The sequence below is a fragment of the Mesobacillus jeotgali genome, assembly GCF_031759225.1.
GTDB classification, from domain to species: Bacteria; Bacillota; Bacilli; order Bacillales; family Cytobacillaceae; genus Mesobacillus; species Mesobacillus jeotgali_B.
Genome location: NZ_CP134494.1, coordinates 2226190 through 2245915, shown reverse-complemented (window position 1 = coordinate 2245915; position 19726 = coordinate 2226190). Strand labels below are relative to the sequence as shown.

Annotated in this window: 24 protein-coding genes; 10 read left to right on the top strand and 14 right to left on the bottom strand. The window is 41.6% G+C overall.

The window, feature by feature from the left end; all coding sequences use genetic code 11:
• The first annotated feature begins 30 nt into the window (after window positions 1-30).
• Window positions 31-339, top strand: coding sequence for a hypothetical protein (locus RH061_RS11260; protein WP_311076127.1), 309 nt, complete (start codon window positions 31-33; stop codon window positions 337-339).
• Window positions 340-370: 31 nt separating this feature from the next.
• Here the strand turns inward: RH061_RS11260 and RH061_RS11255 are convergent, their stop codons facing one another.
• From RH061_RS11255 to RH061_RS11245, 3 genes are all read right to left on the bottom strand, one after another.
• The gene (locus tag RH061_RS11255; RefSeq protein ID WP_311076126.1) at window positions 371-823 is read right to left on the bottom strand and encodes an SRPBCC family protein; all 453 of its coding nucleotides are present in this window, start codon (window positions 821-823) and stop codon (window positions 371-373) included.
• 205 nt (window positions 824-1028) lie between these two features.
• Window positions 1029-1883 carry an MBL fold metallo-hydrolase gene (locus RH061_RS11250; protein ID WP_311076125.1) on the bottom strand — a complete coding sequence of 285 codons (855 nt, stop codon included), beginning with the start codon at window positions 1881-1883 and terminating at the stop codon, window positions 1029-1031.
• Window positions 1884-1892: 9 nt separating this feature from the next.
• Window positions 1893-2858 (bottom strand): alpha/beta hydrolase, encoded by a 966-nt coding sequence (locus RH061_RS11245; RefSeq protein ID WP_311076124.1) that lies wholly within the window; start codon window positions 2856-2858, stop codon window positions 1893-1895.
• 153 nt (window positions 2859-3011) lie between these two features.
• On the opposite strand from RH061_RS11245, the gene RH061_RS11240 reads away from it, so the two are divergent.
• Both RH061_RS11240 and RH061_RS11235 read left to right on the top strand, forming a co-directional pair.
• Window positions 3012-3320: a hypothetical protein gene (locus RH061_RS11240; RefSeq protein WP_311076123.1), complete on the top strand. Its 309-nt coding sequence runs from the start codon at window positions 3012-3014 to the stop codon at window positions 3318-3320.
• Window positions 3321-3515: 195 nt separating this feature from the next.
• Window positions 3516-4106, top strand: coding sequence for a biotin transporter BioY (locus RH061_RS11235; RefSeq protein ID WP_311076122.1), 591 nt, complete (start codon window positions 3516-3518; stop codon window positions 4104-4106).
• Window positions 4107-4322: 216 nt separating this feature from the next.
• Here RH061_RS11235 and RH061_RS11230 read toward each other — a convergent pair whose 3' ends face one another.
• The 3 genes from RH061_RS11230 to RH061_RS11220 all read right to left on the bottom strand — a co-directional run bounded on the left by RH061_RS11230 (window position 4323) and on the right by RH061_RS11220 (window position 5548).
• Window positions 4323-4532: a hypothetical protein gene (locus RH061_RS11230; protein WP_311076121.1), complete on the bottom strand. Its 210-nt coding sequence runs from the start codon at window positions 4530-4532 to the stop codon at window positions 4323-4325.
• 162 nt (window positions 4533-4694) lie between these two features.
• Window positions 4695-5141 (bottom strand): hypothetical protein, encoded by a 447-nt coding sequence (locus tag RH061_RS11225; RefSeq protein WP_311076120.1) that lies wholly within the window; start codon window positions 5139-5141, stop codon window positions 4695-4697.
• A 218-nt stretch (window positions 5142-5359) separates the two neighbouring features.
• Window positions 5360-5548 carry a PspC domain-containing protein gene (locus tag RH061_RS11220; protein WP_311076119.1) on the bottom strand — a complete coding sequence of 63 codons (189 nt, stop codon included), beginning with the start codon at window positions 5546-5548 and terminating at the stop codon, window positions 5360-5362.
• A gap of 447 nt (window positions 5549-5995) precedes the next feature.
• Between RH061_RS11220 and RH061_RS11215 the strand changes: the two genes are divergently transcribed.
• The 3 genes from RH061_RS11215 (at window position 5996) to RH061_RS11205 (ending at window position 7614) form a co-directional block, all read left to right on the top strand.
• On the top strand, window positions 5996-6196 hold the full coding sequence (locus RH061_RS11215) for a cold-shock protein (RefSeq protein ID WP_044392209.1): 201 nt from the start codon (window positions 5996-5998) through the stop codon (window positions 6194-6196).
• 193 nt (window positions 6197-6389) lie between these two features.
• Window positions 6390-6635, top strand: coding sequence for a hypothetical protein (locus RH061_RS11210; protein WP_311076118.1), 246 nt, complete (start codon window positions 6390-6392; stop codon window positions 6633-6635).
• 280 nt (window positions 6636-6915) lie between these two features.
• Window positions 6916-7614, top strand: a complete 699-nt coding sequence (locus RH061_RS11205) for a YetF domain-containing protein (protein WP_311076117.1) — start codon at window positions 6916-6918, stop codon at window positions 7612-7614.
• 35 nt (window positions 7615-7649) lie between these two features.
• On the opposite strand, the gene RH061_RS11200 is transcribed toward RH061_RS11205, so the two are convergent.
• The 8 genes from RH061_RS11200 to RH061_RS11165 form a co-directional block, all read right to left on the bottom strand.
• Window positions 7650-7943 carry a hypothetical protein gene (locus RH061_RS11200; protein WP_311076116.1) on the bottom strand — a complete coding sequence of 98 codons (294 nt, stop codon included), beginning with the start codon at window positions 7941-7943 and terminating at the stop codon, window positions 7650-7652.
• 1 nt (window position 7944) lies between these two features.
• Window positions 7945-8316 (bottom strand): hypothetical protein, encoded by a 372-nt coding sequence (locus tag RH061_RS11195; RefSeq protein WP_311076115.1) that lies wholly within the window; start codon window positions 8314-8316, stop codon window positions 7945-7947.
• 211 nt (window positions 8317-8527) lie between these two features.
• On the bottom strand, window positions 8528-8962 hold the full coding sequence (locus RH061_RS11190; protein WP_311076114.1) for an Hsp20/alpha crystallin family protein: 435 nt from the start codon (window positions 8960-8962) through the stop codon (window positions 8528-8530).
• 180 nt (window positions 8963-9142) lie between these two features.
• A complete protein-coding gene (locus tag RH061_RS11185; RefSeq protein ID WP_311076112.1) occupies window positions 9143-10546 on the bottom strand; it encodes a M28 family peptidase in 1404 nt (467 codons plus the stop codon).
• A gap of 192 nt (window positions 10547-10738) precedes the next feature.
• Window positions 10739-13348, bottom strand: coding sequence for a bifunctional acetaldehyde-CoA/alcohol dehydrogenase (gene adhE, locus RH061_RS11180; RefSeq protein WP_311076370.1), 2610 nt, complete (start codon window positions 13346-13348; stop codon window positions 10739-10741).
• Between the two features lie 129 nt (window positions 13349-13477).
• Complete coding sequence (locus RH061_RS11175) at window positions 13478-13705, bottom strand: hypothetical protein (protein WP_311076111.1); 228 nt, start codon at window positions 13703-13705, stop codon at window positions 13478-13480.
• Between the two features lie 184 nt (window positions 13706-13889).
• On the bottom strand, window positions 13890-14783 hold the full coding sequence (locus RH061_RS11170; RefSeq protein WP_311076110.1) for an oxidoreductase: 894 nt from the start codon (window positions 14781-14783) through the stop codon (window positions 13890-13892).
• 20 nt (window positions 14784-14803) lie between these two features.
• Entirely contained in the window at window positions 14804-15559 is a 756-nt protein-coding gene (locus RH061_RS11165) for an alpha/beta hydrolase (RefSeq protein WP_311076107.1), read from the bottom strand.
• 123 nt (window positions 15560-15682) lie between these two features.
• On the opposite strand from RH061_RS11165, the gene RH061_RS11160 reads away from it, so the two are divergent.
• From RH061_RS11160 to qoxC, 4 genes are all read left to right on the top strand, one after another.
• Window positions 15683-15847, top strand: coding sequence for a hypothetical protein (locus tag RH061_RS11160; RefSeq protein ID WP_311076105.1), 165 nt, complete (start codon window positions 15683-15685; stop codon window positions 15845-15847).
• Window positions 15848-16135: 288 nt separating this feature from the next.
• Window positions 16136-17161, top strand: a complete 1026-nt coding sequence (gene qoxA, locus RH061_RS11155) for a cytochrome aa3 quinol oxidase subunit II (RefSeq protein WP_311076104.1) — start codon at window positions 16136-16138, stop codon at window positions 17159-17161.
• Complete coding sequence (gene qoxB, locus RH061_RS11150) at window positions 17151-19130, top strand: cytochrome aa3 quinol oxidase subunit I (protein ID WP_311076103.1); 1980 nt, start codon at window positions 17151-17153, stop codon at window positions 19128-19130. Before qoxA ends, qoxB begins: the two co-directional genes overlap by 11 nt.
• Window positions 19120-19725 carry a cytochrome aa3 quinol oxidase subunit III gene (qoxC, locus tag RH061_RS11145; RefSeq protein WP_311076102.1) on the top strand — a complete coding sequence of 202 codons (606 nt, stop codon included), beginning with the start codon at window positions 19120-19122 and terminating at the stop codon, window positions 19723-19725. Before qoxB ends, qoxC begins: the two co-directional genes overlap by 11 nt.
• The last annotated feature ends 1 nt before the right edge of the window (window position 19726 follow it).

Here is a 19726-nt window from a genome sequence, read left to right as displayed (position 1 = left end):
AATGTTTACGGATTAAGCAGTGGAGGATGAATGATGAGGGTATTGTTCCTGTTCTTATTGACCATGCTTCTTGGATTGATGATTTACTTGAAGGTTGAAATGGATGAAGCAAAAAGAGCTTCAAACGAGACTGAAACTCAATATATTGCTGAGGAATACACAATCAGTGAGAGTGATGATTCTGGATATTACGGAGCAAGTAAAGATGGCAAAAGCATTTATTTTAAAAAAGAAAAAATTCCAGACAGCGAGAATATTGAAAGTGGTGATTCTATTCTAGTTTACTTTGATAAAAGAGGTCGGATTGACGGACCTGTAAAAATTGAAAAAACCGACTAGGGAGCCAGCTGTTTGCCGGCTCCCTCTCATTTTATCGAATCACTTTTCTTTCCTCAAGCTTTTGTGCGATTGAGATCGTCAGTTCTTGCCCGCTTTTCGGCAGTGAAGTCTTCATTACGGCATTCATGACCGGTGCAAGTGCGCCTTCTGCGGTCATTGCCAGATAACCAGTCATCTTTGTCCGGTTTTTGTCCAACGCTTCTGCGTTAAAATATCCGTTCCCAGTCATGTTTTCATTAATCCCCTTCAAATCAAATGTCACTCTAGTCGGCTCAATCCATTCCTTGATGCTCACCTGCAAACTGATTTTTTTCTTCAATACACCTACAGTTTCCTTGAATGTCCAATTGGACTGTTTTTCGTTCAATTTTTCATGGCTGATATATCCGGGCAACAATGGCGCCCAGTTGTCCATGTCTTTCACGAAATCCCAGACCTGTTCGATTGGAACATCAATGACAATCTCATGTTTTCCTTCTGGCATGATATCTCCTCCTTTTGTATCCTTTATGAGATATATGTTTTCCTTACCGATTTATACTTTGTCCATACTTTTTAAAAGGCTAGTTTGCTATTGTACTAAACTTCTAATCCAGTCGGAATCACCTGATTATTACCCCAACACCCAAATAATATATTCCCTTTACAAAACACAAAAACACACCATTTCAGATGTGTTTTGATGTTTACTATATTTCATATCCATTGACGAAAAAATGAACTGTTTCAAGTTCGTCCTCGGTAAGCTCCCTGCAAGTTTGGTTCCTGTATTGCTCGATGATCATTGTTGAATCTCCTTTATGCCTTTCAGTCAAATCCGCGATAGACCTAAGGAGTTTAACTTCATCAGCGAACTGTTGCTTAGACAAGATGCCGGTATGCGACAGAATATAATGGTCAGCATCAAAAGCTTCAAGTTTATTCAATAATTCCCTGATTCCATTGACTGTATAGTTGTCTTTTTCTGAAAAAATATCTGGGTAAAAGCAGTCTGCCAGGAACAATATCTTTTCCTCTTTGACATAGATGACCACTGAATCATCAGCATGGTCGCCACCCACATGCTTAATGAAGCATGTGATGCCGCCAAGGTCGACCTCAACTTCACCTTCGAAAGTCATTACAGGCAGAGTGATGGTAATGTCCCGCTTATCTGGAAACTCCAGTTTTATCGCATTCGCGCAAAATTCAATCTCTGTTCCTTCTGTGACCCTTTGATCGATTGCCTCATTGGACCAGGATAATGGGCGCAGCTTTTCCATTTCTTTCTTAGTCTTCGTCGAAGAGATGGATAGCGTATTTTCCAGCGCCGACAGGCCGAAAATATGGTCCCAATGCCAGTGGGTCAAAACTACATAAGAAGGCAAATCCACTCCCTTTTCCTTTACCATTTCCATAAAAAGGCTGGCGTGTGCCTCAGAATTTCCGGCGTCTATCATAAGTGTTTTTTCGCTGCCTGTAACGATTCCGAGGATTGGCCTGTCTGTGTCAGAAACCGGCGTCATATACCAAAATCGCTCGCCGATTCTTTCAATTGATTGCATTCAATTCACCTAATTTCCTATGGCTTTTTTCCAGAACGCCTTTAATTTTTCTTGATATTCATCTTCAGCAATTGTATATGCCTCCGTGTGCCCAGCTCCCGGCACAATCCAAAGTTCTTTCTCGCTATTAGCTTCCTCAAATAAACGTTTTCCCATTTCAGTTGGCACAAGTGCATCCTGATCTCCGTGAATGATGAGTAGCGGGAGTTTATTTTTTGCAACACTGTCAATTGCCGACGCTTCAGCGAATGTATAATCTGCCCTGATCTTCGTAATGACACTTGTAATCTGCATGACCGGAAAAGAGGGCAGCTTGTACAGATACTTCAATTGGTGGCTTAATTCTTCAAGAACCGTCGTATATCCACTGTCAGCAATGATTCCCTTGACCTGCTCCGGCAGTTTTTCGCCGCTCGCCATAAGGACCGTTGCTGCACCCATGGAGAAGCCATGCAAGAAAATTGATTCTGCTCCAGCTTCTTCAGCTAAAAAACTTGACCATCGAACATAATCTCTGCGATCATGCCAGCCATACCCTATATAATCACCTTCGCTAAGACCGTGTCCCCTCGCATCAGGCTTAAGAATATCATACCCCTGCTCATAATAAAACTTCGTGATCCCAGGCATTTGCTCACTGTTTCCTTTATATCCATGGGCAAGAATCACTGCTTTACCTGATGGGGTGTCATTCTTTAAAAAACGTGCCTTCAGCTTTAGTCCGTCTTCTGATTCTATTTCTACCAGCTCAAAATCCTGTTTTGCAGTCCAGTCGGTGATTTCCTCCAGCTTCCTCTGCTCCTCCTCTTCACTTAACAGTTTGGCAGCCGTGACACTTTTCCCGCCACCATGAAGGTCAACAGATTCCTCACCACGATTGATGGCCACATTATAAAAGTAATTGCCAGCTGCAATCAATAGAATGAAAATCGCCATAACCGTTCCAGTCCCTATCCATATTAGCTTTTTCTTCACAATCACGATCCCCTTTTTCCCTATTTCAGATTCTTTTTAAAAATAGTTTATCAGAAACTGTGAAAAAAAAGACCGTTAAGCGGGATTTTGTAAAAGTTAGTGCGAACCATTTCCTGGGTATATATAAATAAAACCGATAGGAGGCTGATTGAAATGGAAATTGAAAAAAAGCATATCCTTAAGTCATATAAAAACGAGCAGGAAGCCATTGGTTCAATTGAAAAAATTAAAGACGAAAAAGATCATCCAGTTAACAATTCCATTTCCGGCTATAACGTAGAAAAGAAACACACTAAAAAATACCCTACAAATGCTTTTAGTCCAGGCAAACTTGATATGGGAGAACCCGCTTTTGAAGATTACAAGGATGACCCAAAAGAAAATCCCGCTTTAGAAACAGACAAAAACAAGGATATAGAGCGGCCGTTGCCAGAACGGGCATTGAATAACCGCATTAGATAAGCGAAGGTGCACGGATTTTTTTCCGTGCACCTTGTTTTTATACATTTCTGCGTTGTACTCTCTCTTAAAATAAACCATCCCCAGCTTCTCCGTCCCTTTTAATCATTATTTGTTAACTTGTATATTTTTAGGTTGACATTAAATATTCGGAAAGTTTATTCTTTATGTATATTACGTAAAAGGAGAGCATCACACATGAAGTTCAAAGCATTAGATTTAACTCTGGCATCTATGTTTGTCGGCCTGATGGCTATTGGAGCAAATATTACCTCTTTTGTTCCGTTCATGGTCGTTGGGGGTGTACCGATCACACTGCAAACCTTCTTTGCCATATTAGCTGGGACCATCCTCGGCAGCAGATTAGGAGCGATTTCAATGACTGTCTACGCATTAGTAGGATTAGTAGGCGTCCCAATCTTCGCTAAATTTGGAGCTGGTTTTTCTACTATTATCAGTCCAACATTCGGATTTATTCTTTCTTTCATTTTAACCGCTTATGCCGTAGGCAAAGTCGTCGAAAAGAACAGGACTCTTTCTGCTTTTGTTATTGCTTCATTAATCGGTCTCGTCATCAATTATGTATTCGGGACAAATTGGATGTATTTTGCCTATAAATTTTGGGCAGCTGCTCCTGAAGGATTTACCTATACAATGGCATGGCTTTGGATGGTTGCCCCGCTTCCAAAAGATATTATCCTTGCCGTATTCGCTGGCATGATGGGCCACAGACTGGAAAAAACGGTCCTATCCAAAGGCAGCTTCAAACACTTAAGAAAAGCTGCTTAGAAACTATAAAGGGATTAGGATTAACTGAAACACACCAACAAGAAAGTGTGTTCATGAGTCAATGAGGAAAAAGGGAGTAGCTTGCAGGCCTTTAGGCTTGTAGTTACTCCCCCTTTTTTTACTGGAGATCATAATGGATCTTTCTTTAGAATGTTTTAAAAGTGTTAAAGTTCAATGGGATGGCAGCTTTTTGATTATTTGTGATACTGCTTGATTTTAAAGGATTAAATCGAAAAGCCTTTGATAACCAAAAGGCAACAATACAGCAACTAAGATACCTGTTGCGATAAAGGAAGTTGCTAAAACTCTAAATTTCAGAACGGAAATTTCTTCTCTTTTATAGGCGATACTTAAAACTTTCACCATTGAATAAACCGTAATAACAATAATTATAGCTGAAAAAAGACTAATTAAAATCACTGGCATTATGGATCTCCTTTAATAATATCTTGAGAAAAATCAACAAAACATGAGTGAATGAAATTTTCTGTCTCTTACACGTGCTTTCTCTGTTCGATAAGGAATTCAGATAATATCCATTGTTCAACCTAGATTAGCAAAAGGTAGTTGATGAAGATAGCCATTTTCTTATTCAAAGGACTCAGCTGTTTCAACCATTTTTTCCTTAGTTCCGTTTTTATCTATATAAGATGTCAATATGTAATGATAATCCCCATCACTCCAATGAATCGATGAACCTGGTCCCGCTGTATAGAAACCGCTAATTCCGTTAACCTTAACTTTTTCACCTTCAAAATTGACATATTCAACCGGGATTGGTTGTATAGTCAATGAAAACTGCATTCCTCCTTCTACTCCTTTGAAAATCACCTCGTTTATTTTTGTTTCGTGAGGAGGAATAACCCGTTCATACTCGACAATGGTTATTGGGAACTTCGTCGGAAGCTTTGGGAAGATTCCTTCTTTGTTAAATTCTTCTTTGAGTGCTGCATGGTCAAACCTCCCCTCATTTTGGCTGCATCCCCATAGGATGATCGGAGCTAATAAAATGCATAAAAACATAACCCTTTTCATGAATACCACACCTTTATAATTTGCTGCTTTTCATTTATAGTGAAGATTGAACTTTGGCCAAGAGTAAGGTTTTGAAGCATAAACTATTTCACCTTCCCTACACCATCTAGTACTAGTACGTTCTCGATTGGTAAAAGTTTCAAATGATCCATGATCAATTAAGCTAAAGATACTAAAAACTGGTGCTACAATCACCTTGGATTGAGGCACCAGTTTTTTTAATATAAAGACGGGGGCTGATCAGCCATCGTATTAGTTAGAGTTAAATAGATTAGAATGTTTACGCCAGGTAATAATAAAAATAATAGTCTCACCGCAAAAGAGGATATGCCAAAATACTCAGCAATGCCTCCACAAACACCACTTATAGACTTGTCTGTTGAAGACTTTTTCATTTTTTTAATCAATTTCCAATCCCCCTCATGTTAAATCCTTTTAAGTTGATGATACCATATATAACCATTAAATATCAGGCGTTACATACTTAGCTTTGCTCTCAAGGTATTATATAAAATAGAAAAAAGAACAGCTTTAGCGCTGATCCTTTCGCGTGTCGCGGCCTCCTGATCATACAGCGTCCCTCCCAACTACCATCGGCAGACATGGCAGAGCAGAATATAACCAGAGACATGGGAGAATCGGAGCTGCTTGTGAGAATAATTGGCGAGTGCTGGGGCATAAATAGGCAATTAGAATGAAATCTTCCATTAATGTTTGCTATTGATTCCAGTATCTGTTATGATGAAGTAGAATTATTTTTGTTCGGTGTAAAGGATAGAAATTATTTCGTCTTAATGATCACTTTGGGCAAGGATAGTAACATAATGTGCAAATGCACTGGGAGGTAACAAGAAATGGAACAAGGTACAGTAAAATGGTTTAACGCAGAAAAAGGTTTTGGATTCATCGAGCGCGAAGGTGGAGACGACGTATTCGTACACTTCTCTGCTATCCAATCTGAAGGTTTCAAATCATTAGACGAAGGTCAAAAAGTATCTTTCGACGTTGAGCAAGGCGCTCGCGGACCACAAGCTGCTAACGTAACAAAACTATAATATTAGTTTTGTAAAATGAAGAAGGTTCCTCTGGGACCTTCTTTTTGTTCTGTCTATAATCCCTCCCTCTTCCCTCAATATTCGACCACTCCTATTAAAACTGTATCCCTGCTCACTATACCAAGCAAAATTCACATATCCTCCGCGGACCGAATAATTTTATTAAAGGCCTTTTTTCAGGGAGGGATCAAACATGGCAAATAGCGTTTTATTTAATTCAATAAATGTCAATTCGATGCAAAGTAATGCTGGTGTCTTTATCGGTGGTAATGCACAAACCGGATGGAATTCACCAACCAAGCAAAACAACGGCATTTTTGGCACAGGCCAGGGAAATGTTTACTTCGGAAACATGCATTTCATCAGTGACAATGATGGAGTCGACCTGCCTAATGCGGATCCGGATATACAGCCGACCAGTCAGGGGCAGGCTTTTTAAAAATGATGAATTCCATTAAAATTACCTTTGGAAAAATTAATATCAATAGTATCTCCAGTTCATCCGGAGTATTTTTCGGAACAAATGTAAGTTTGAATTTTCTCTCGACTACAAAAACAAATAATAGTTTTTCAGTAATAGGAGATAAAAATGAACTTGTCCGCAATTTTAGTTTCATTAAAGATGACAAAGAAATTGAAATCATAAAATCTGTCACATAGAATAGTAATCCGCCTTTTAGCAAATAATTTAGAAAACAATAGATAAGGCGGGATCATGATTGAATCAGTTAGAATTATTGCTCAGAATCGCAATTGGCTTTATTGTCTTATTTTCCATGGCACGATGGTCTGGCATAAAAGAAATCAGCCAAATGACGTTTTTCAACCTGGTATCTGCTATCGCATTTGGGTCTATAGCTGCTGCACTTGTAGTCAATCCGAGCGTAAGTATAACAAATGGAATTATTGCGTTACTAGGATGGGCCGTTTTTACAGTTTTAACCGATCAAATTCATCTAAAATCCAAAAAAGTCCGGAAGCTGCTGATGGGCGACCCGGTGATTGTTGTGAAAAAAGGAAAGATAATGGAGGATGCTCTCAGGCAGACGCGTCTTGACATAGACACTCTACAAGCGATGCTCCGTGAGAAGAGCATTTTTTCCATGAATGATGTCGATTATGCCATTTTTGAAACAGATGGAAAACTTTCTGTCTTGAAAAAGGATAGCAAACAGACCGTTACAAAAAGTGACTTGCAAATAACGATGTCTACCGATAAACTTGTCCCGCTATCAACAGAATTGGTATCTGATGGACAAGTGAATGCCCAAAATCTCTCAAAGATGAAGAAGGATCAAAGCTGGCTGGAGACGCAGCTGCAACAGGCCGGTGTCCAATCAGTAGAGGATGTCTTTTATGCAGAACTACAGCCTGATGGGAATTTGTATATTGATAAAAGAGATGATCTGTTGCATTAAAAAAGAGGCCCCGCGATTCATAACGATGGGCCTCTTCATTCTTGTTCAATTTGGACCTGCTGGGATTTCAAAAGATTTTCGAGCCATTCTGGCTGCTGTTCATCTCCTCCTGTATCTCCGAAGATTTCAGCGATATTTCTTTGAGTAAGCCTTGATATGATGTCATGTATATCATTATTATCCCCACTAATACTTCCGAAGCCCTGGTTTTGATTTTTTTGACTTGTAAAATCCTTTGGGAAACTGTTGCCGAAATTCACACATGAAGCATCCTGGACAGTCCCGATTTGGATAGTCCCTATGTAAAAGACAGGGCTTAATGTTTTCAAATTAACTCCTCCCTCCATTCGGAAAAATTTCTTTGCCATTGATTACAACACTTAAAGCTGGTTCGTCCCTCTTCTCATCTTGGTGTTTGCTGCTGATGTTCGGTGGTTGATCTCGTTCATTATCAGACTTCTTCTCAAAAGGTTTTTTTGATTGGGATTTTACTGTCTTGAGATCGGGACTGAACATATTTCCTAAATTCATCATTCCGCTAAGTTCTTTTATATCAATCTTTTCAAGATGATAGGCTAATTCCTCCAATTGAAGGTGTTCGACTGTCAGTTTGTCAATATGAAAATGGTATTCATTCTTCTGCATGGAATCCATTTTTTCATTGAGATGTTGGATCATCTTAACGAGATCTTGGTTATCCATTTCGATTCTCTCCGTTTTTTCGGTGTGAAGAGGTTGTGTTGTTGAAAATTCTGTTTGATTTACCTTCTATAACTCCAAATCCCTCCGAGCTGTTGCCCCGATGCTTCCAGTTATGATGCACATTTACGCCTGTATTCACTGCTGAGCTATTGCTGACAGAGTTTATGCTTATATTTTTAAGGTTAATTTTCGTCATATCATCATCTCCTGGTCAGCTATGGAAGTTGATCTGGATTGATTCTCGATTATGGGTGGAATGTCGTTGGACGAATGGAATCCGGATAAATAGAAGACCATTGAAAAAGTCGGCCTGAATCAGCTCCAGGTCACAATGATGAGGGATTTTCAGCCTTCGTTCAAAAGGGCCCTCCACCCGTTCATTCATCAGAAGTTTATCATCATCTGTCACATAAGGACGCTTTAACTCTCCCTTTATGGATAAATGGTACCCTTCCAATGATAGTTGAACATCGTCCTGAGACACAAGACCGGGTAATTCAGCTACTATAACTAGTTCATTTTCCCCCTGGAACATATCGATTCTCGGTCCGACAAGAGGAAGGATATCAGAAACTGCCTCAAAAAAATCCTCGCCAAGAATCCTTCTGGCCTCACCCATCGAATTCACGCTCTTTTTCCGGCTCATAGGTCCTCCAAGCAATAATTAGTTATTGTATATATATATTTTATACAGAGGAAATTAGACCTTTTGTAAAACAACAATGGCTCTTCTATGCCTGCAAGATGCCAGCTTAGGCAACATTATAATTTCAGAAAAATAAAAACCAGGTCCACCTTTAAACTGGTGAACCTGGCGATCAAAGGCTTATTTAATTTGTTCCTCATAATATAGGTGCGGAACCTTTTGTTCTTCCCCTCTATTTGCTTTTGGTCCCTGGTTTTCTGGACGGACAAGATCATAGACAGCGGTACCTACAATTTCTGCTACATCCTGTAGTTTTTCTTTGCTGATTTTATCGATCGTGTCTTCTGGTGTATGATACCACGGCTCAAGAGGTCTATGGATAAACGAAGCCGAAGCAATACCGCCTTCATAGAACGATACGTGATCACTGCTTCCCCCTGGCTGGATCGGAGTTGGTTCTCCATTCAAACGTTCACTGGAAGCCTGAGCGGTTTGCGAAACAATGTTGTTGGTTCCGTCCGGTGTATTGATGACCAGATCCCCTGCATCCCGGCTACCAACCATATCCATGTTGAAGTATCCAACAAAGCGGTCTTTTTCAGCCTCCGAAAGCTGGCTAACATAATAGCGAGATCCAATCAAGCCCAGCTCTTCAGCGCCAAAAGTGATAAAGCGCATTTCCATATTCGTCGGCAAATCCTTCATGACACGCGCGAGTTCAAGCGTCATTGCTGTTCCAGATGCATCGTCATTTGCTCCTGGTGCTCCAGGAACTGAATCATGATGGGCTCCCATTGCGAGAATACCGTCTTTTGCCTTATTTTTATTCGTTGGTGCTTTCGTGGCAATGACATTATAGGATGTTCTCATTCCGGCCTCTGCACCCTCGATGTTAATTGAAGCTGTTACAGCTTCACCGTTGGTTAGCTTGTCCAATAATGCTTGTCCAGTTTCCTGGCTTATTGCCACAGCCGGTACATAGGCGTCATTTGGAGCACCAAATGTTCCGTTAAGATCTCCTGGTGCATTGTTAAAAATGATGACTCCCGCTACACCGTTTGCTGCTGCATTCAGGACTTTATCAGCAAATGAAATCGAACCACGCTGAATTAATGCGATTTTACCAGTTACATTTACGTCTTCAAAATCTGCTGCTTGTCCTAATCCTGCATAAACCACTTCACCTGCAACAGAACCATCCATCCCATATGTAAAGGATTTCGGATTGATTTCACCTGTATAACCATCTACCGTCAATTCAACTGTGTTTGGTGCAGTATATCCGTAAAAAGTAAATTCCTGAAGCTCTGTTTCGTAACCGTATGACTCGAATTGCTCTTTGACATACTGAATCGCATTATGCTCGGCTTCTGTACCGGCAACACGAGGTGTTCTTGAAAGGTATTCAATGTTATTGTAGATATTTTCAACATTGATCTGATTCAGGACCTTATTGTCAAAAACGTTGAATGGCTGTACCTGGTTCGGAGTTTCTGCCGGCTTAGCAAAAGCGGCTGGTGCTCCTAGAGAACTTAGTGCTAAACCTGTGGCTAATGCGATGGAAAGATAGGGCTTCTTTTTCATACATTACCTCCCGGATAAATAAATTCCTTGTCCGGGGTAAATAATATAATATTCTAAAAATAAAAACTAGTTAAATTATTACTATTTTCACTGGGTAAATAGGATAGTTTTTCAGTGCATCTCATATAATAATAGGAAAAGAATCACAGAAAAAAAGAGGTGGAAAGTTTTCATCCACCTCTTACCTTTCTATTAAACTCCCTTATAGGCCAGTCGATAGATTTCAGCCAGTTCTGAAACTAATGGAAGCTTAGGGTTTGCTGTTGTACACTGGTCTTCAAAGGCTCGGTCTGCAAGCAGGTCTACCTTTGCTTCAAATTCAGCTTTGTCTACACCATTTGCCTCGATGCTCATTGGAATATCCATTTCCCTTGCTAATTTGATGATTGCCTGGACAAGGCTTTCTACACCTTCTTCAGTGGTTCGGCATGGAAGGCCTAGGATCCGGGCGATTTCCGCGTAACGCTGGTCGGCGACGAAGCTTTCATACTTCGGGAATGCCGTGAATTTCTTCGGTTTTGTTGCGTTATAACGGATGACATGCGGCATCAAGATGGTATTCGAGCGGCCGTGAGCGATATGGAATTCTGCTCCGAGCTTATGCGCCAAACTATGGTTGATTCCCAGGAATGCATTGGCAAACGCCATACCTGCAATTGTTGAGGCGTTGTGGACCTTCTCCCGCGCCACTTCATCCTCCCCATTTCGATACGCTCTTGGCAAATACTCAAAGATTAGCTGGATGGCTTTAATCGCAAGGCCGTCTGTATAGTCGTTTGCCATGCAGCTTACATACGCTTCAATGGCATGTGTCAGTACATCCATTCCTGTATCGGCAGTAATATGTTTTGGCACAGTCATGACATACTGCGGATCGACAATCGCGACATCAGGAGTCAATTCATAGTCTGCGAGCGGATATTTGATATTGGCCTTTTTATCGGTAATAACCGAGAAAGATGTCACTTCTGATCCGGTACCAGATGTTGTTGGGATCGCAACAAATTGTGCTTTGCGGCCAAGCTGCGGGTATTTGACGATCCGTTTGCGAATATCAAGGAATTTCTGCTTCAACCCATGGAAATCTGCGTCAGGATATTCATAGAACAGCCACATTCCTTTCGCTGCGTCCATCGCTGATCCACCGCCCAATGCAATGATGACATCTGGCTGGAAGCTCGACATCATTTCCGCACCTTTCATGACCGTTTCAATAGATGGATCTGGTTCTACATCAGAGAAGATTTCACAGTGTACATAATCAGGGCGCTTTCTTAAGTGATAAAGGACTCTATCAACATATCCAAGCTTCACCATACCAGGATCCGTGACAATGAAAGCTTTCGAGATTTTTGGCATTTTCGCAAGATACTGGGTTGAGTTCTTTTCAAAGTAGATTTTTGATGGGACCTTGAACCACTGCATATTCACGTTCCTTCTCGCAACTTTTTTCACATTGATCAGGTTGATGGCACCGACGTTCGTAGAAACCGAGTTCCCGCCGTACGTTCCACAGCCAAGTGTCAAGGATGGCATGTAGGCATTATAGATGTCACCAATCGCCCCCTGGGAAGATGGAGCATTTACGATGACACGTCCTGCCTTCATTCTTAATCCGAATGCTCTTATAACTTCATCACTAGTGGAATGAATGACTGCAGAGTGGCCAAGCCCGCCGAATTCAAGCATCTCTTCTGCCCGCTTAAGACCTTCTTCGGTTCCATTCACTTTATAGCAGGCCAACACAGGGCTTAACTTTTCACGGGAAAGCGGATATTGCGCACCGACACCCTTCAGCTCTGCAATAAGGATTTTCGTTTCTTCAGGCACTTTCACACCTGCCATTTCAGCAATCTTATGGGCCGGCATCCCTACAATATCTGCATTCACTGCACATGAGTGTTCATTGATGACAAGTTTCTCAACCTTCGACCTTTCTTCTTCATTTAAAAAGTAGCAGCTATTGGCGATCATTTCTGCTTTTACATCATGATAGATCTCTTTATCAATGATGACCGCCTGTTCGGAAGCACAGATCATTCCGTTATCGAAAGTTTTTGATAAAATCAGGTCATTGACTGCGCGTTTCACATTAGCAGTCCGCTCGATATAGCAAGGCACATTCCCTGGTCCAACACCTAATGCTGGCTTTCCTGAACTGTACGCGGATTTCACCATCCCCGCACCGCCAGTAGCCAAGATCAGAGAAATCTTCGGATGGTTCATCAGTGATTGTGTCGCTTCCAGTGAAGGCTTCTCAATCCACTGGATGCAATCTTCGGGTGCACCAGCTCTTATGGCTGCATCGCGGAGAATTCTCGCTGCCTCACTGCTGCATTTTTGCGCGGACGGATGGAAAGCAAATATGATTGGGTTTCTTGTCTTAATTGAGATTAACGCTTTGAACATGGTGGTAGAGGTAGGGTTCGTTACCGGCGTCACCCCGGCGATCACTCCGACAGGCTCAGCAATCGTTATCATTCCTTCATGCTCATTTTCGTCAATGATGCCCGCCGTTTTATCGTATTTGATATTGTGATACACATACTCAGTTGCAAACATATTCTTGATGATCTTATCCTCATAAACACCACGTTTTGTTTCTTCAACCGCCATTTTAGCAAGTGGCATATGCTGATCAAGTCCGGCCAGTGCCATTTCTTTTACAATTTTATTCACTGCGTCTTGGTCAAGCTCCCGCATTTTCGCTAATGCATTTAAACCTTTTTCTAAAAGACTATCGACCATTTTTGAAACGGATGATTGCTCTTTTACCACTTTTTCGATTGTCCCCATGTTCAGGACCTCCTCATTTTTTTTGGTTCAACTGCTAGAATTATGTAGTTCATATGTTGTGGAGTTTTAAATTAGGTTCATTGATGTGGAAGTAAGTTTTATTTGTGAATATTTTCACAAGAGCTGTCAAAAAAATTACTCACAAACTGGATTTCTGGGTATTTTCTCAAAACTGATGTCCGTAACAAATTTAGTGCTTCTTTTAACAATGATAACGAAGTTGACTGTCCAGATGTATGCTGGTATCTCATGATCCTCCTTATACATCATCGCTTCGAACTCATCGCCGATGACTTCCTCAAACATTTCCTGGGTATATGTTTCAGTATCGGTTGAGAAGGGTTTGAATTCACAATACATCATTTTTATCACTCCTTTTCCTTTTCTAATTAAAGATTAACACATAAAAAGAATAATACTTTGTGAAATATTGAACAAAGTATGAATTATAATTATCTTTTATTCAAAGGAATGAATTCTCACGGTTTGAAATCGCTTACAAATATATTGTTATTTTAATATAAAAAAAAGACTCTTTATAGAGTCTCTAAAAATCAAATTGCACCCCGGTCAACTCTTCTGATACTGACCATAGCCTGTTCATTGTCACTTCATTGAAAACTCCAGGTGCAGGGATTTCAATTGCCGGAAAACCCTTTCTGTTCCCCCTGCCGTCTGGTCCGATGTATTCACCGCCCGTCAAGCTGTCATCCGCTGCAGCGTAAATCGTCGGTAGGGCACCCATTGCTGCAGGCTGGGAAAACAGTTTCATCAGTCCTTTCATATATTTAGGCGTTTCTCCTTTTCCTAAATTGAATAGATTTGTATTTGATATTCCCGGGTGACAGGCAACACTGATTGTTTGGATGCCATGCAGTTTTAAGCGGTTATCCAGCTCCCTTGCGAATAACAGGTTTGCCAGCTTGCTTTGCCCGTAAAACTTCATCGCTTTGTAACCTTTAGAGCCGTCCAGATTGTCAAAGTCAATCGAAGCTCCACGGTGAGCGATGCTGCTTAAAGTGACAACCCTGGATCCTGGTGTCTTTTTCAGAAGCGGCAGTAAAAGCCCTGTTAGCGCAAAATGTCCGAGGTGATTGCTGCCGAACTGAAGCTCGAACCCATCCTTTGTCTTGCCGTATGGAGGAATCATCACCCCGGCGTTATTGATCAATATATGTAGGTGATCATATTTTTCGATAAATGCAGATGAAAAATTGCGGACACTCGAAAGGTCAGCAAGATCCAATTTCATCAATTCGACGCTTGCTTCACTATTTCCTTGCAGAATGGAATTTACAGCAGCCCTTCCCTTTTCCCCATTTCTCACAGCGAGGATGACGTGTGCTCCTTTTTCAGAAAGCTTTCTGGCAGCTTCAAAGCCGATACCGCTATTTGCACCGGTAATAATAACCGTTTGTCCTGATAAATTCTCCTTTAACATGTGAGGCACCTCCAAAGGTTCTATTTTATAAAGTTACAAATGTTCTCGATGACTTCTTTTTCCCATTGATACGAACTAAAGGTATGGTCTGCTCCTGTCACGATATGTAGCGCTGCCTTCCCCTGGTAGCATTTCTCCTGATAAGTCTTGGATTCCTCAATCGATACTGCTTCATCCCTTGACCCATGAATGATCAAAACATCACGTTTAAAAAATTTCGCCCTTTCCCATACATCAATGGATTTTAATTCAGCAATAAAATCTTTTCCTATTAAATTCCCGCCAATGTCGAAGGCGTCCTCCTCTTTTATATAGGCCGAATTTTTCTCCATGACTTCTGCTTTCTCTGCCATATTGCCAGCAGGAGCGAGTAAAATGAGTTTCTCGATTTTATCTGGATGATCTCCAGCGAGGAGACTGGCAACTAATCCTCCCATGCTGAATCCAAGAACAATCACTTTTTCCTCATCAATATTGGGATGCGAACGAACATACTGTAGGATCGTTTCTGCTTCTGCTAACTCATTTAAAACAGTCATATCTTCAAAATTCCCATCACTTTCTCCGCTCCCTAAAAAATCGAAGCGGAAGCTGGCAATTACTAGATCTTCGAGTGCCCTGGAAATCTTCAAAAAGAAACGATGAGGCTCTAGCTTGCTACCGGTAAAGCCATGCAGAAGAATAACAGCAGGAGCCTTCTTCTGGTCTAATGAAGGGATATGTTCCATCCCTCTCATCACCTTGTTGTTATGTAAAAGCGAAACAGCTTGTTGCATTTGGATAGCTCCTTTCGGTTTAACAATATCTTCAATGTTATCACAATTGGTCTTATTAACCATTGAAATTAGTGTGAATTTAATTCATACTAAACTCATAGGAATTATTGGAGGGATTTGAGTATGAACCTTTTTGTTGAAAAATGCCCACGTTGTAAAGAAGCGCTGGAAGTTAAAGACCATCCTTCAAGCAAGACGATCATCATTAAGTCTTGTCCGTCAGGCCATTATGAAAAGGAATTCCATCCAGCATTGGAGACATATATCGAGAGAAATAAAGTATCTTAAGCATGCAAAGCAGGGCCTTCATTTGAGGGTCCTGCTTTTTTCGTCAATAAACATTCTTCTAAATTCACTAAGTTGACAATTATTGTTTTCATAATTTGTTCACATTTGTCGTCAAAACCGTAACAATTTGCATGTTAGAATGATTACAAATAAAGCAGTGTGATTTTTATCACACCTTTTGCCACAACTTACCGTTCATTTCTGGAGTAATTTCGAAATCTTTGTGAACAAATGAACATAAGTTTGTGATAGAATGAACAAGGTTGATATTTGAAAGGAGCTGCAGTGATGAAGAAATCAAAATTATTTTTGGTCTCCCTCACCTCAATCATGGCTATGCTGTTGCTTAGCGGCTGTGAAAACAATATGGTGGTTTTCAACCCAGAGGGACCAATCGCAAGGCAAATTCTTGAGCTAATCAACTTTTCAATTGCTCTGATGTTACTAGTTACAGTCGTTGTTTTCGGTCTATTCGGATTCATCGTCTGGAAGTATCGTGAACGCAAAGAAAACATGGATTACGAGCCGCCTGAAGAACATGGCAGCACAGTATTGGAAATTATCTGGACAGTGATTCCGATTTTGATCATTGTTGCTTTGACCATCCCTACGGTCAAAACAATTTATGCGATAGATGAAGTACCAAAAGGCTATGAAAATGAAGAACCTCTGGTCATTAACGTGACATCTGCTGACTGGAAATGGATCTTCAGCTACCCTGAACAAGGAATCGAAACAGTCAACTATGTGAACATTCCTGAAGACCGCCCGATTGATTTCAGGCTGACTTCCGCCGGCACAATGCAAAGCTTCTGGATTCCTGCATTGGCAGGACAGAAGTACACGATGGCAAAAGCTGAAACACAGCTTTATCTGGTCGCAGACAATCCTGGATCCTATGTCGGCAAGAATACGAACTTCAACGGCCAGGGATATGCGGGCATGGAGTTTGAAGTACTTTCGCAAACCCAAAAGGAATTTGAACAATGGATTAAAGATGTAAAAGAAACAGCGCCAAAAATGACATTGGAAGAGTATGAGAAAATGCTTGAGCCTTCCCACCTTGGCCGCAAGACATTCTCAAACACGCACCTTGAGTGGGTCGATCACTCTGATCCACATTCAAAGAACTACACAAATCCAGAAATGTACGACAGAGGACATGGCTGGCCAGGAAAAATCTTTGAAGACAAGGACAATTACAAAAATAAAGATGGAAACACTGAGCATTCAAATCACGAAAACAATGAAGATATGAACCATAAAGAATCTGAAACTGAAGATTCACACGGGGGTGACCACAGTGGGCATTAAATGGGATGAATTTTTTGTAACCGGTGATCCACTGATTTTCGCGTCGCAAATCGGGATTGCCCTGACAATGGTCGGTGCGTTAGCCGGAATCACTTATTTTAAAAAATGGAATTACCTATGGACAGAGTGGTTCACGACTGTTGACCACAAGAAAATCGGGATTATGTATATCCTGCTTGGCGTCGTGATGTTCCTCCGCGGCGGTATTGATGGCTTGATGATGAAAGGCCAGACAGCCGTTCCGGAAAATGACTTCCTGAATGCCCAGCACTATAACGAGGTATTCACCACTCACGGCGTCATCATGATTCTATTTGTTGCGATGCCGCTTCTGATCGGTCTCATGAACTTTGTGATTCCGCTGCAAATCGGAGCGCGCGATGTTGCTTTTCCACAGCTGAACGCTCTTAGCTTCTGGCTTACCGTCAGCGGTGCTGCGCTGTTCAATATATCATTCATTATCGGGGGTTCTCCTGATGCCGGCTGGACTTCCTACTTCCCTCTTGCCGGGAAGGAATTCAGTCCGGGTATAGGAAATAACTTTTACGCAGTGGCCCTGCAAATTGCGGGTGCCGGTACTTTGATGACAGGTATTAACTTCGTTGTCACAGTGTTAAAAATGAGAACTAAAGGCATGACCTTGATGAAGATGCCGATGTTCACATGGACATCATTCATCACATCGATTATCATCGTAGCCAGCTTCCCTATTTTTACAGTAGCGCTTGCCTTGATGACATTTGACCGCACATTCGGTACACACTTCTTTACCATCTCCGGCGGCGGTATGGATATGCTCTGGGCGAACCTGTTCTGGCTCTGGGGACATCCAGAAGTTTATATCGTAGTGCTCCCGGCATTCGGTATGCTGTCAGATATTATTTCGACTTTTGCCCGTAAAACTTTGTATGGCTATAAGTCGATGGTCATTTCGATTGTGATGATTTCGGTTTTAAGTATGCTTGTATGGGTTCACCACTTCTTCACAATGGGAAACAGTGCAGGAGTAAACTCCTTCTTCTCGATCACAACAATGGCAATTGCCATCCCGACCGGGGTCAAGGTATTCAACTGGCTGTTTACGATGAGAAAAGGACGGATCAAATTTACGACGGCGATGCTCTGGGCACTTGCGTTCGTACCTAACTTTGTTATCGGCGGTGTGACTGGCGTCATGCTGGCAATGGCTGCTGCTGACTATCAGTATCACAATACGTTATTCCTGGTAGCACACTTCCACTATGTACTGATTCCTGGTGTAGTGTTCCCTATTTTTGCAGGCCTTTACTTCTGGTGGCCTAAAATGTTCGGATATATGCTGAACGAAAAGATTGGTAAATGGCACTTCTGGTTGTTCGTAGTTGGCTTCAACGTGACATTCATGCCAATGTTCTTCCTTGGACTAGACGGTGCGGTCCGCCGCGCGTACACATACTCAGCTGAAACTGGGTTCGGTCCATTGATGATGATTTCTGCTGTTGGATCAGTGATTCTTGCGGCAGGCTTTGCGGCTCTTGTGTACAACATTTATTGGAGCGCACGTAATGCTGACCGCAATATCGGCAATGACCCATGGGATGCAAGAACGCTTGAGTGGGCTACGGCTACACCCGTACAGCATTATAACTTCGCTTCCCTTCCTGAGGTTACGAAGCTTGATGCCTTCTGGCACATGAAAAAGACTGATGAACTTCAGCCTTTGACTGAAGATGAAATAGAAGAAATCCACTTGCCAAGCAACACATGGATCCCGATTTACATGGGTGTCGTGTTTGGAATTTCAGGATTCCTGCTAGTATTTGAATGGACAATCGCAGCCGGTATTGCCGCACTTGGTATTTTTGCCGGATTGGCTTTCCGTTCATTCGATTATGATGAAGGCTTCCATGTTCACAAGGATGAAATTTTTGAAACAGAAAGTAAATGGAGAAAAGGCGCGAACAAAGGAGTGAAGAACCATGTCAGCTAAAGTCAATGCCGCATTGCCGCTTGAATACCAGACAGAGCAAAACAGGATGAATATCCTCGGTTTCTGGGTCTTCCTTGGTGCGGAAATCGTGCTCTTCGCTACCCTTTTCGGAGTATATGGAGTGCTCGGTGAAAGGTATGCCGGCGGACCGACACAGAAGGATATCTTTATTGTAAGAGATGTCATGATTCAAACCTTCCTGCTTTTGACAAGCAGTTTTACAATGGGAATTTCGATCTTTGAAATGCGCCGCAGCAATAGGAAAGGCATGCTTATGTGGCTGATTTTCACACTGCTTCTTGGCGGCGGATTCCTTTTCATGGAGATTCGAGAGTTCATGCACTATGTCCATGAAGGTGCAACGATGCAGACAAGTGCGTTTCTTTCCAGCTTCTTCGTTTTGCTAGGAACACACGGGTTGCACGTCACAATCGGAATTGGCTGGGCGATCCTATTGATCATCCAAATATTGAAGCGAGGACTGACAACTGTGACAGCCCGCAAAGCATTCATCTTCGGACTGTATTGGCACTTCCTTGACGTTGTTTGGATCTTCATCTTCACATTTGTTTATTTGCAAGGGTTGGTGATGTAAA

What these genes read in the sequence shown, in the direction of transcription:
- RH061_RS11260 (WP_311076127.1), top strand. Translation starts at nt 31, where the DNA reads ATGATGAGGGTATTGTTCCTGTTCTTATTGACCATGCTTCTTGGATTG.
- RH061_RS11255 (WP_311076126.1), bottom strand. Translation starts at nt 823, where the DNA reads ATGCCAGAAGGAAAACATGAGATTGTCATTGATGTTCCAATCGAACAG.
- RH061_RS11250 (WP_311076125.1), bottom strand. Translation starts at nt 1,883, where the DNA reads ATGCAATCAATTGAAAGAATCGGCGAGCGATTTTGGTATATGACGCCG.
- RH061_RS11240 (WP_311076123.1), top strand. Translation starts at nt 3,012, where the DNA reads ATGGAAATTGAAAAAAAGCATATCCTTAAGTCATATAAAAACGAGCAG.
- RH061_RS11235 (WP_311076122.1), top strand. Translation starts at nt 3,516, where the DNA reads ATGAAGTTCAAAGCATTAGATTTAACTCTGGCATCTATGTTTGTCGGC.
- RH061_RS11230 (WP_311076121.1), bottom strand. Translation starts at nt 4,532, where the DNA reads ATGCCAGTGATTTTAATTAGTCTTTTTTCAGCTATAATTATTGTTATT.
- RH061_RS11225 (WP_311076120.1), bottom strand. Translation starts at nt 5,141, where the DNA reads ATGAAAAGGGTTATGTTTTTATGCATTTTATTAGCTCCGATCATCCTA.
- RH061_RS11215 (WP_044392209.1), top strand. Translation starts at nt 5,996, where the DNA reads ATGGAACAAGGTACAGTAAAATGGTTTAACGCAGAAAAAGGTTTTGGA.
- RH061_RS11210 (WP_311076118.1), top strand. Translation starts at nt 6,390, where the DNA reads ATGGCAAATAGCGTTTTATTTAATTCAATAAATGTCAATTCGATGCAA.
- RH061_RS11195 (WP_311076115.1), bottom strand. Translation starts at nt 8,316, where the DNA reads ATGGATAACCAAGATCTCGTTAAGATGATCCAACATCTCAATGAAAAA.
- RH061_RS11190 (WP_311076114.1), bottom strand. Translation starts at nt 8,962, where the DNA reads ATGAGCCGGAAAAAGAGCGTGAATTCGATGGGTGAGGCCAGAAGGATT.
- RH061_RS11185 (WP_311076112.1), bottom strand. Translation starts at nt 10,546, where the DNA reads ATGAAAAAGAAGCCCTATCTTTCCATCGCATTAGCCACAGGTTTAGCA.
- RH061_RS11175 (WP_311076111.1), bottom strand. Translation starts at nt 13,705, where the DNA reads ATGATGTATTGTGAATTCAAACCCTTCTCAACCGATACTGAAACATAT.
- RH061_RS11170 (WP_311076110.1), bottom strand. Translation starts at nt 14,783, where the DNA reads ATGTTAAAGGAGAATTTATCAGGACAAACGGTTATTATTACCGGTGCA.
- RH061_RS11165 (WP_311076107.1), bottom strand. Translation starts at nt 15,559, where the DNA reads ATGCAACAAGCTGTTTCGCTTTTACATAACAACAAGGTGATGAGAGGG.
- RH061_RS11160 (WP_311076105.1), top strand. Translation starts at nt 15,683, where the DNA reads ATGAACCTTTTTGTTGAAAAATGCCCACGTTGTAAAGAAGCGCTGGAA.
- qoxA (WP_311076104.1), top strand. Translation starts at nt 16,136, where the DNA reads ATGAAGAAATCAAAATTATTTTTGGTCTCCCTCACCTCAATCATGGCT.
- qoxC (WP_311076102.1), top strand. Translation starts at nt 19,120, where the DNA reads ATGTCAGCTAAAGTCAATGCCGCATTGCCGCTTGAATACCAGACAGAG.